The sequence below is a fragment of the Staphylococcus pettenkoferi genome (assembly GCF_002902685.1).
GTDB classification, from domain to species: Bacteria; Bacillota; Bacilli; order Staphylococcales; family Staphylococcaceae; genus Staphylococcus; species Staphylococcus pettenkoferi.
In genome coordinates, this window is the sequence record NZ_PPRN01000081.1 from 1 (window position 1) to 10,866 (window position 10,866).

A 10,866-nucleotide genomic window follows, 5' to 3' on the forward strand; every position below is an offset into this window, starting at 1 on the left:
TCTTTAGGTAAGTCTTTAAAATAATCTGTTATTTCTTTTAAATCAACTTCTATACCTTCATAGAACAAATCTTCCATCAAATTATATCTAGAATAACCCCTTTGTTTTATCTGACTCATAATCATCTACTCCTTTTAAAAAGATATTTTTCATCTTAAGAAAGGTAGATTATAATGAGTACAACCAATTGAAAGTTAATTAATGCAACCAATCATCAAGAAGAAGGAGAAAGGGAACGATGAAATACAAGAAAGTAGCATCATACATCAGAAATAAGATTCTGTTAGGAGATTGGATTTATGGCATGCGTATCCCTTCTCAAAGAGAACTCGCACAACGCTTTAATGTAAATAGAGTTACTATTATTAAAAGTATTGAACTATTAGAACAAGAAGGTTTTATAATTACACGTACGGGAAGTGGAACTTACGTTAGTAATTATTTAAAAAATCAGTTGATTTCTAATAAATGGATGGAAATGATGGAATGGTCTAGTATTGGGCGAAATCAATATACTGTTCAATTAATCAATAAACTTGAAACAGATACTTCATACTTACATATGAGTAAAGGTGAACTAGGAACTGATTTAATTCCTCACCTAGAATTAAAAAATGCGATGAATCGTGTTTCTAATGATATCGGCACTTTCTCTTTGGGTTACAATAATGGCTACGGTTATCATAAATTACGTGAATTAATAGCTTGTCGCTTGAAAAAATCAGGAATTCAAGTTTCTAAAGAAAATGTATTGATTACATCTGGCGCTCTACATGCAATTCAACTTATTAATCATGGTTTCTTAAGCCAAAATACGACTATTTTCTCAAATACGCCATCCTATATCGATTCAACACAAACCTTTAAACATCTCAATATGAGGAAGGTAACCATCCCACATCAAAAAGGTTTAGCGTTCACCTCAGTATTAGACAAATATCTTTCGTTAAAAGAAAAAGCTTTATATTTAGATCCTACTTTTAATAATCCTACAGGAGCGTCAATGAGTTTAAACCATCGACAAAATATTATCAATTACTGTCTAACACATAATATCCCTATAATTGAAGATGATATTTATCGTGATATTTGGTTCGATCGAGAACCAGACCCTTCCCTAAAGGCATTAGATAAAAATGGGAGTGTTATTTATATAAGTAGTTACTCTAAAACAGTAGCTCCAGCGTTACGTATTGGATGGATTATCGCTTCTGAAAAGGTTATTGAGCAGTTAGCAGATATTAGAATGCAAATTGATTATGGTTCAAGCATGTTATCTCAAATGGTAATTTATGAGTTGTTAAAAAGTGGTGATTATGAGAGACATATCCAACGCATACGAAAAATTCTAAAGAAAAAAAGAGATTTCACGTTAGATATTCTTGAAAAGCATTTCCAAAATATCGCACATTGGGAAGTTCCCAAAGGTGGATTCTTTATTTGGCTAACTTTAAAAGATAATATAAATGTAAAGAAAATTTTTTCAGAACTCATAGAGAAAGAGCATATTCTCATCAATCCCGGACACATTTATAATAGTGATGAGAATACCATACGTCTATCCTTTGCATACGAAACCAATCCAAATATTGAATTGGGGCTTAAAAAAATCCATGAGTATATCGTTAATTATGTAGATAATTAAACTTGTTTGTACTAAGAAAGGAGCCACTACCCATGACCAAAGAAATGAATCATCTCAATCCACCGAGTCAATTTCAATATCGTGAGCGTAATGTGATACTGAATTTAAAATATGACTTTGTGTGCGACAATCGAATTTATTTCACGCCTACTGTACACAAAGATTTACTTCAGCATACGTATGAGTTAGAGGTTCACGTTCAATCTCCAGTGAACAAAATGGGGCTAGCGTTAGACTTCAACGAGGTAGATGCTATATTCAACCAACATGTAAAAACTTACCTGCATCAACAATTGATTAACGAAACCTTGCCTGAAATGAATACAACGGCAGAGAATATTGCGATGTGGATTTGGGATCAATTTGAAGCGCATCTGCCAGAGGGAAATACACTCAATCAACTTGAGCTGTGGGAAACAAAGGACCATAGTGTGATATTGCGTAAAGAAGACTGATTTAAGAAAAGAGAGAGAGCAGTTCGTGGGCTTCACAACGATTTCTGTGAGCACACTCTATCCTCTCTCTTTCACTTATATATCTTCACTACTTCGATTCTAACTTCGGATAGACTACTTCACCATCATCTTCAAGAATCGGCATCGCGCCCCACTTTCCTAACTCATGAGGTACGATGTCAATCTCTCCTTTGTTGCTGACGATGATATGTTTTACCTCAACATCATGACCTACCAACCAATTACTGATGATCAGACGATGACAACGCGAAGGATGACGTTCCGCACACATCAACGCGACAGTGTCCTCTTCCGCTTCAGCAAACAAATACTGAATACCTTCTTTAAAGTCGTTCGTTAATGTATAATCTGCGTAGTTGTGAAACGACTGATTCTGCCACCCAGCGTTCAAATTCTCCCCTACTTCGCCCGAGCGCTGACGACGACCACCTAACGCAGTGAGATGACGATAACCTATATCGTGTTCTTTCAACCACTTCTGAAAAGGTTCTTGCTTATACTGAGGGTGACGCTTGCTGTTTGGGAATGAGCGTACATCGATAATTTTCGTTACCTTTGCCTGCTTCAACATGTCTAAAAACTGTTCCAAGTCATAATCATAATGTCCGACTGTATAAATGGTCATATTCACACTTCTTTCTATAGCATACTCGCGTATCGAGAATTTAATATTTAAGACTGCCTTCCTACTTATATTCTTCAAATTTGATACTGATGAATATATTCCCAAAGGTAGAGACAACCGATCGTACCTTGGTCACCCCATATGGCCTGACACTCTTTCAATAAAGCTTTACCCTGCGCTTCTGGCTGATCGTACAGACGTTTCGCTGCACGTTGTAGCCCCACATCATCGATCGGCACGACATTCTCCCTTTGCATCGTAAAGATGAGGAATACTTCTGCTGTCCACTTCCCTATACCTTTCACGGCTGTAAGTTGTTTAATGATTTCTTCGTTAGAAAGGCGGTCTAATTTTTCAAATTCAAGTTCTCCGTTATCGATATGTTCGACTAAATTAAAGATGTATTTCTGCTTAGACCGAGATAAACCGATTTGTTTACATTCTTCTTCAGTTAACTTTTTAAAAGCCGCTATCGTCCACTCGTCATTGATCTTCTCTTTTAATCGACCAAAAATCGTTTCTGCAGCTTTAACTGAAATTTGTTGGCCGACGATTGAACGTACCAGTGACTTTAATGGATACGGACGCAATGCTCTTTCTACATCACCGATTCGTTCGATTAACTGACCCATCACTTTATCCTTTTCAGCTAGCTTCTGCGCGCGATTATCGCATCTTGAAATATGCCACAACTTTTCCAAAATCTAACTCTCCTCAAACTAAACTTTAAAAAAACAGCGTTTAGCCTATCCTGAGACCTCCCGCTGTTTCACGTTAAACATTCTCTATTCACTCGTACTTTGATGACCTTGACGTAGTAGTAATAACAATGAAACCATCGCAAGAAGCACAACAATGATACTGAAGACTACGCCAGCCCACTGTACGTTAAGCCCTAACTCTAATAAACCTATACCAACGATAGGGATAGAAATCGCAATATAGGCGATAGTGAAGAATGTTGAAGTAATTTCTGCACGTTGGTCATCAGGCGCTGCACTATTAACAGTAGATAATCCCGCACGAAAACTGAAAGCTTGGCCAAGACCTGAAACCATTGCCCCAATGAGCAACAGAATATAAGAATGTAGAATTAATGACACGGCGACTAAAGCGACACCTACAATTAAGGTCATACTGCCGAGTCTTAACACATGATAATCCGATTTCTGTTTAAATAAGAGCTGTCCTACTGTTGATGCACAGAATACGAGAAAGACGGTTACACCCACGACTGCTTTATTATCCATATTGAGTATCTCGCCTAAGAAGTTAGGTGAAATAGCCGTCATTAAACCTAACATTGAGAAACCTACAAACACGGGAATCACCGCGCTAATAAACGTTGAACGCATTTCAACTGGTACGCTTAATTTCTGAACTTGGATGCGGAAACTTTGTCGATCTTTTACCGGTTCAGGCATGAGCCAGATTGCGAGAAAAGCAATGATTAAAGTCGCAATATTAACGATAAATATCAGACGTGTCGGATAAGGTAAGTATTCTGCGAGAATACCGCACACCAATGGTCCACAACCGAGCCCTAACATGTTCACGCTACTTGCGATAGTAGACGCTTGATTCTTCTTATCATCGGGCGCAAGATTCACTATCGTTGCTGTTGCCGTACTTGTGAAAAGACCTGCAGAAAGCCCAGAAATGATACGTCCAATGAGCAATAATGTTAAATTTGTTGCGAATAAAAAGACTAACGCGCTGATAATTGAAAGTATCACGCCAGGTAGTAGTACATAACGGCGCCCTATGCGATCTGAAAGTTGTCCAAACACTAATAGGCCGAAAATGACACCACCTGCATAAACAGCGTAAATAATTGTGATGACTAACGGCGATAAATTAAATTCTTCACTATAAATTGGATACAGCGGCGTCGGTAAAGTTGTTCCCATCATGATGATGAGAAACGCATACGCCGCTCCTATTAACCCCCACTGTCCTCTTAATGTTGAATTGCTTCTTTGTTGCACTTTCGTACACCTCACTTACTTTCACTACACACTTTGACCTACTGTACGTGTCATCTCATTTAATCTAAATAATGATCTGCATGTTCAAGTGCGTAGTCATTACCTTTTGCTTTTTCTTTTTGGTATTTTCGTTTAGAAATCTTTTCCATATGTTCAATTTTGTAACTTACTTTTTTCGCAAATTGTTCTACTTCTTTTTTATTTTTTGCGAGTACGTAGCAAGTTAACACATTATCGTCGACAATATCTTTGTAATGTTGATAACGTAATTTAAAGATTTTCATATTCAATTCCCCCATTGTTTTAAATATATGCCCCACATTGTAATTATTAAATTTATGCCCGTCTTTGAGGAAAATGAAACCTAGAGCCCTTGAGAATTGCCGTCTTTTTTATCCATAACGAAGAAAAAAGCACTTAAGAAAGATGAACTTTCCTAAGCGCTTCAATAGCTTATCTAAAAAGTGTTATGCGTGTGCTCGCTTCCCACCACGTAGTTTATAGACAATTAAACCGATGATAAATCCTACAACTGCTGGCACTATCCAACCCATGCCAATCGTAAAGAAAGGTATGTAGTGTTCAGCAAAGTGGATTAAACTTTGAGCAAAGCCAGTGTTCGCGAATGATTCTGGGCTAGCTTTAACCCCATCGAAAAATGCGGCGATCATCGTGAAATAAGTCGTAAAACGATAAACGATAGGTGAATGATGGAACCATGAGCTGACGAGCGTTAATAGTATCAATGTAATCGCTAATGGATAGATGAACATCAACACTGGCGTTGAATACATGATGATCTTCGTTAAGCCGACGTTGGCGAAGATACATGCCAATAAGCTCGCAGCAGTAGCAAATTGTAGATAACTAAATTTCGGGAACATTTTATTAAATGTTTCTGCAAAAGCAGTAATCAAACCAATTGTCGTTTTTAAACAAGCGACAATGATAATAAGTGATAAGATGATAATTCCATAATCACCGAGATAATATTGTGCAATTTGAGCCAAGGCAATACCACCATTCTCGCTCACTTTGAAATGACCTAAACTCATCGCACCCATCAAGGCTAATAAAGCGTAGATGACAGCCATGCCCACAATACTAATCGTTCCGGATTTCACGGTCTCTTTCGTTATTCCGCTCGGCTCTTTGATACCTAACTTCTTGATCGTTGCTACGATGATGACACCAAACGCTAACGCAGACAACGCATCAAGTGTGTTGTAGCCCTCAATGAAACCTTTCAATGTCGCACTGTGGTGGTAGTCTGCACTAACTGGCGCATGACTTACACTGCCCAGTGGATGGATCAAAGCGAGGACTACGACGATCGCCAATAGGACGAGAAAGACCGGTGTTAGAAATTTACCTACATAGTCTAGAATCTTGGACGGTCTTCTCGCAAAGAACCAGGCTACGACAAAGAATAAAATACTAAATATCGGTAATACTACTTTGCCTGTACTTGAAGTGATAAAAGGCGAAAACGCAATCTCATAAGATGTCGTTGCAAGCCTTGGTAAAGCGAAAAATGGTCCGATGACTAAAAATAAAGCAATCGTGAATAAATAGGCGTAAATCTTATTAACGCGCGTCGCAATTTCAAAGGTTCCATTCGTCTTAGAGACACCAATCGCTATAATAGCTAAGAATGGAAATCCTATCGCGGCGATTAAAAAGCCTATCGTTGCAGGCCACATGTTGGCGCCTGCAATTTGTCCTAGATGTATTGGAAAGATTAAATTTCCCGCACCAAAAAAGAGACCGAATAACATCGATCCAATAAAGATAGTTTCTTTAATTGTGAATTTGTGATTGTTCATAGTATGCATTTCTCCTACTGTGTAGTGATATTATTATTATACATTTTTTAACTAACTGGTGGGAGACGAATATTAAGATTTTTAAGAAATATCTTTAAGTTTTTTTCTGAAATCCACTCATTAAGGCGACAATTGAGTGATTTGATTCATTAATCATGCGCAATAATTGATGTTACTAGCTTAAAGTGGGTTGCGAGTCTAGAACAATACAATTTTCTTCATGCGTAGTCTCCAATTTTTAAATGCTGCTTCTAAAGGGAAGACTGCCCGCCGTCTTTCAAATCTACTTTTAATACGGCTCCGCTTCTAATAAATATTTATAGTAAGACTCCTTTTTCTCTAAGTCTGTTTCACCCCAAACTTTATACTCTTGAGCAAACGTCCACGGCTCTGGTGATGGCGTCACGGTATAGGTATACACGCTGTGTGGTTGATCTTTATAAGTAACTTCTTTCTCCGCTTCGCCCATCTTAATATTAAAGTGCATCTCCTCATGCTTAATCTTTTTAGACCATCCTTTTTGGGAGATAACATGATTAATAACAGCTTCACTTTTGAGTTTTTGATAGGTAATGATAGTCGTGAAAACTGCCGACAGTATAAAAACGATGCTAATGATAGAAAGAATAAGTATCTGTAATAATTTTTTCATAATATGTATCCATCTTTCTTTTATATGGTAGAGTCGTTTTCTATTACTTCACCCCTTTTACCATATCACGCCTCAACTTTCTTACAAATCCGTAAGATAATACCTCAAATTGTAAGATTAGATAAAAGCTGGGAGAGCGCTAGGCTCCTACAATAAAGATAGAAATTAAAGAAAGGAGCAACTTAGCCATGAAAGCTTTAAAAATCTCGTTAACGACAATTGTCATCATCATCCTACTCATCGTTGGATTATTGTTTGGGCTTAAAATATATGGCGAAAAGCACCCACATAACACTCAGGTACGAAGCTTAAACTTAATCAATCCGGTAGTGCCTACTAAAAAATATTACGTGAAGACGAACGAACCTTATAAACAAGGTAAGGATATCGCACCTACTTATAAAACGACGGGCTACGATAAAGATGGGCATAGTAAAAAAATTACGTATACAGGTATGAAAAAGCTCAAAAAGAATCACTATCTAAAAATCATAAAAAAATCGGGCGTTGTTAAAAGTTATGAAGAAGTCGAGAAGAAAGATATTCCTCGAGATGCTCGTGAAAAACTCAAATAAATCGAAAGATCCACGGCCGCACACTCAGGTCGTGGGTTTATTTTTATTCTCTGACAGAACCTTACAAATCTGTAAGATACAGCCCTCAATTTGTAAGGTTAGATAAAGGCTGCAACTCGTACTCTCTCGTAAACTTGAACTATAAACAATCATTAGGAGTGAGACAATGACTATTCTAGAAGTAAATAATTTATCTAAAATCTATGGCAATAAACAAAAATATGAAGCCCTTAAAAATATCAATTTCAGTGTAGAAAAAGGAGAATTTGTCGCAATTATGGGGCCTTCGGGTTCGGGTAAGACAACGCTGCTCAACGTCATCAGTTCTATCGATACGATTTCAGGCGGGTCGGTCATCATTGATGGCAAAGAAATTAATAAATTAAACGATAAAAAGCTCGCTGATTTCCGTAAAACGCAACTTGGTTTCATCTTCCAAGACTACAGTGTTCTTCCGACACTTACAGTCAAAGAGAACATTATGCTTTCACTGTCAGTGCAAAAAATTAAAAAATACGTAATGGAACAAAACTACAAAGAAGTTACTGATGCATTAGGTATCAATGATTTAAGTCACAAATATCCAAGTGAAATTTCAGGCGGACAACAACAACGTACTGCGGCTGCGCGTGCTTTCGTTCATAAGCCGTCTATCATCTTCGCCGACGAACCTACAGGCGCGCTGGACTCTAAGAGTGCACAAGATTTACTCAAACGTCTGGAGGATATGAACAATGAATTTAATACGACAATCATCATGGTAACGCACGATCCTTCAGCAGCGAGTTTCGCAGAGCGCGTCATCATGTTGAAAGACGGTAATATCCACTCAGAAATTCATCAAAATAATAAATCTAAGCACGACTTTTACCAAGAAATCATTAAACTACAATCCACATTAGGTGGTGTGACTCATGACATTTAATCAAATTACGCTAAAAAATTTAAGACAGAATATCAAACATTATGGGATGTTCCTGTTCTCCCTACTCTTGAGTATTGTTATTTATTACAGTTTCGCAACTTTGAAGTACTCACATAGTATCAACAATTCAAATTCTGCTGAGTTCCTTCAAAAAGGGGCAGCAATCGGCTCAACGACACTCTTTATTATCATTATCGTCTTCTTGATGTACGCAAATCATTTATTCGTGAAGCGACGCACGAAAGAATTTGCGTTATTCCAACTTATTGGACTATCAAGAGGGAATATTCTTAGAATGTTGAGTCTTGAACAATTCATGATTTTTATCGTTACAGGCATCGTAGGTGTGATTATTGGCATCTTCGGTTCACAATTAGCACTTAACATCGCAATGAAACTTATGAAACTCAAGACGCACATTGCGATCGGCTTTGAACCTAAAGCGTTAGGTATTACTGTGATCATGCTTGTCATCGCATTCGTATTAATACTGATTCAGAACGCCTTATTCTTGAAACGCCGTAGCATTCTCACGATGATGAAAGATAGCACGAAGACTGAGACGACGAAAGCACGTATTACGATTCCTGAGGTGATTGGCGGCATCTTAGGTATCGCGATGATTGCCTTCGGTTATTACATGGCAATGGGAATGTTTACTACATTCAAAGCATTAACGATGGCGATGGCCACTCCATTTATCGTTATTTTCTTAACTGTTGTCGGTGCTTATCTCTTCTTTAGAAGTTCAGTTTCTTTGATTTTTAAAACAGTTAAAAGAGCTAAAAATGGTCGCGTATCAATCACAGATGTCGTCAGCACTTCTTCAATTATGCATAGAATGAAGAAAAACGCGATGTCGCTCACAATTATTGCGGTAATTTCAGCGATTACGGTTACAATTTTATGTTTCGCAGCCATTACACAGTCACAAACGAATTACACTATGGAGTCTATGACACCTCAAGATTTTAATATATCAGAATCAAATCACGCAGAGAAATTTGAAGATAAACTCCATAAAGCACATATTCCATTTGAAAAGAAAGTAACTGAAACGATTAACCCTAAAAATGTGAAAGATGAAGTTATGACTATGGGTGATGATACACATGTTGCCAACACATCGACACTGGCTGCCAACTCTAAACTGAAAGGTAACGAGGCGAAACTAACCAACACAAAATCTATGCCAAGTATCGTTCAAATTCACAACAACAAAGAGATTACTGTAAAAGGAAAAGAGAAGAAAACTGTAAAAGTGACACACATCGATAAAGATAAAGTCTATCCTCTAAATGTGTCTTATGGCGCGCCTGTCGTCGAAGTGAGTCCTGAGATTTATAATGCGGTTAAAACAAATGATAACATTCTAAGCAATTACGGATTTAACTTAAAACATCACAGCGATATGAAAAAAGCTGAAAAATTAGGTATGAAGATTGATCCATCAATCATTTCTAAAGAAACGATGAAGAAACAGCTCGATGCATCTAACGGCGTCTTCATCTTCGTGACTTCATTCCTAGGCTTAGCATTCCTAATTGCGGCTGGCTGTATTATCTATATTAAGCAAGTCGACGAAACTGAAGATGAGAGTGATAACTTTAAGATTCTGCGTCGTATCGGCTTTACAAGTTCAGATATGGCGAAAGGCTTAGTATTGAAGATATTATTTAACTTCGGTCTCCCTCTTGTTGTTGCGCTGTTACATGCATTCTTTGCGGCAAACTCATTTATGCACATTATGGGTAACGTGACGATGAAACCTGTATTTACCGTCATGATTATTTACACACTCGTTTACCTCGTGTTTGCGATTATCGCATTCGTTCATTCCAACCGAGTGATTAAGAAGTCGATTTAAGTAGCGATATGATACTGTAGGCTAAAATTGAGAAAGAGCCATGCATGAGAAGTGCGTGGCTCTTTTTTGCGCATTCAGAAATTTTACTCATGAGATTCTTTTATAGAATATAAATACAGGAGAATATATATTTATCTCCACAGCCAAACAACACTTTATTACTAATTTAACTTATTTACTAAAGAAATAAATATATTTAAAAAACTTGTCTTTCTATATATATATCTAACATACATATATATTTTTATAATGTATTGATTTCAACATATAAAGTATTATAATATAAT

General features: G+C 37.2%; 11 protein-coding genes. 5 read left to right on the forward strand and 6 right to left on the reverse strand.

Translation table 11 applies throughout. The features are described 5' to 3' along the window. Window positions 1-238 precede the first annotated feature (238 nt). Both CD126_RS11400 and CD126_RS11405 read left to right on the forward strand, forming a co-directional pair. Window positions 239-1,645: an aminotransferase-like domain-containing protein gene (locus CD126_RS11400; RefSeq protein WP_082143026.1), complete on the forward strand. Its 1,407-nt coding sequence runs from the start codon at window positions 239-241 to the stop codon at window positions 1,643-1,645. Window positions 1,646-1,677: 32 nt separating this feature from the next. Then, window positions 1,678-2,100 carry a 6-pyruvoyl trahydropterin synthase family protein gene (locus CD126_RS11405; protein ID WP_049406346.1) on the forward strand — a complete coding sequence of 141 codons (423 nt, stop codon included), beginning with the start codon at window positions 1,678-1,680 and terminating at the stop codon, window positions 2,098-2,100. Between the two features lie 88 nt (window positions 2,101-2,188). On the opposite strand, the gene CD126_RS11410 is transcribed toward CD126_RS11405, so the two are convergent. The 6 genes from CD126_RS11410 to CD126_RS11435 form a co-directional block, all read right to left on the reverse strand. Further along, the gene (locus CD126_RS11410; protein WP_049406344.1) at window positions 2,189-2,746 is read right to left on the reverse strand and encodes a DUF488 domain-containing protein; all 558 of its coding nucleotides are present in this window, start codon (window positions 2,744-2,746) and stop codon (window positions 2,189-2,191) included. Between the two features lie 74 nt (window positions 2,747-2,820). Next, window positions 2,821-3,447: a DNA-3-methyladenine glycosylase family protein gene (locus tag CD126_RS11415; RefSeq protein ID WP_049406343.1), complete on the reverse strand. Its 627-nt coding sequence runs from the start codon at window positions 3,445-3,447 to the stop codon at window positions 2,821-2,823. 84 nt (window positions 3,448-3,531) lie between these two features. Further along, window positions 3,532-4,734 (reverse strand): MFS transporter, encoded by a 1,203-nt coding sequence (locus CD126_RS11420; protein ID WP_049406341.1) that lies wholly within the window; start codon window positions 4,732-4,734, stop codon window positions 3,532-3,534. 59 nt (window positions 4,735-4,793) lie between these two features. Beyond that, window positions 4,794-5,018, reverse strand: a complete 225-nt coding sequence (locus CD126_RS11425) for a hypothetical protein (RefSeq protein ID WP_049406339.1) — start codon at window positions 5,016-5,018, stop codon at window positions 4,794-4,796. A gap of 183 nt (window positions 5,019-5,201) precedes the next feature. Next, on the reverse strand, window positions 5,202-6,560 hold the full coding sequence (brnQ, locus tag CD126_RS11430; RefSeq protein ID WP_049406337.1) for a branched-chain amino acid transport system II carrier protein: 1,359 nt from the start codon (window positions 6,558-6,560) through the stop codon (window positions 5,202-5,204). A gap of 289 nt (window positions 6,561-6,849) precedes the next feature. Then, on the reverse strand, window positions 6,850-7,212 hold the full coding sequence (locus CD126_RS11435) for a DUF3139 domain-containing protein (RefSeq protein ID WP_049406335.1): 363 nt from the start codon (window positions 7,210-7,212) through the stop codon (window positions 6,850-6,852). Window positions 7,213-7,400: 188 nt separating this feature from the next. Between CD126_RS11435 and CD126_RS11440 the strand changes: the two genes are divergently transcribed. The 3 genes from CD126_RS11440 (at window position 7,401) to CD126_RS11450 (ending at window position 10,579) form a co-directional block, all read left to right on the forward strand. Continuing rightward, window positions 7,401-7,787 carry a YxeA family protein gene (locus CD126_RS11440; protein ID WP_049406333.1) on the forward strand — a complete coding sequence of 129 codons (387 nt, stop codon included), beginning with the start codon at window positions 7,401-7,403 and terminating at the stop codon, window positions 7,785-7,787. A gap of 166 nt (window positions 7,788-7,953) precedes the next feature. After that, window positions 7,954-8,712, forward strand: coding sequence for an ABC transporter ATP-binding protein (locus CD126_RS11445; RefSeq protein WP_049406331.1), 759 nt, complete (start codon window positions 7,954-7,956; stop codon window positions 8,710-8,712). Beyond that, the gene (locus CD126_RS11450; protein ID WP_049406329.1) at window positions 8,702-10,579 is read left to right on the forward strand and encodes an FtsX-like permease family protein; all 1,878 of its coding nucleotides are present in this window, start codon (window positions 8,702-8,704) and stop codon (window positions 10,577-10,579) included. Before CD126_RS11445 ends, CD126_RS11450 begins: the two co-directional genes overlap by 11 nt. Window positions 10,580-10,866 lie beyond the last annotated feature (287 nt).

Coding starts and splice junctions, on each gene's coding strand:
- CD126_RS11450 (WP_049406329.1), top strand. CDS start 8,702: ATGACATTTAATCAAATTACGCTAAAAAATTTAAGACAGAATATCAAA.
- CD126_RS11435 (WP_049406335.1), bottom strand. CDS start 7,212: ATGAAAAAATTATTACAGATACTTATTCTTTCTATCATTAGCATCGTT.
- brnQ (WP_049406337.1), bottom strand. CDS start 6,560: ATGAACAATCACAAATTCACAATTAAAGAAACTATCTTTATTGGATCG.
- CD126_RS11400 (WP_082143026.1), top strand. CDS start 239: ATGAAATACAAGAAAGTAGCATCATACATCAGAAATAAGATTCTGTTA.
- CD126_RS11425 (WP_049406339.1), bottom strand. CDS start 5,018: ATGAAAATCTTTAAATTACGTTATCAACATTACAAAGATATTGTCGAC.
- CD126_RS11440 (WP_049406333.1), top strand. CDS start 7,401: ATGAAAGCTTTAAAAATCTCGTTAACGACAATTGTCATCATCATCCTA.
- CD126_RS11445 (WP_049406331.1), top strand. CDS start 7,954: ATGACTATTCTAGAAGTAAATAATTTATCTAAAATCTATGGCAATAAA.
- CD126_RS11410 (WP_049406344.1), bottom strand. CDS start 2,746: ATGACCATTTATACAGTCGGACATTATGATTATGACTTGGAACAGTTT.
- CD126_RS11405 (WP_049406346.1), top strand. CDS start 1,678: ATGACCAAAGAAATGAATCATCTCAATCCACCGAGTCAATTTCAATAT.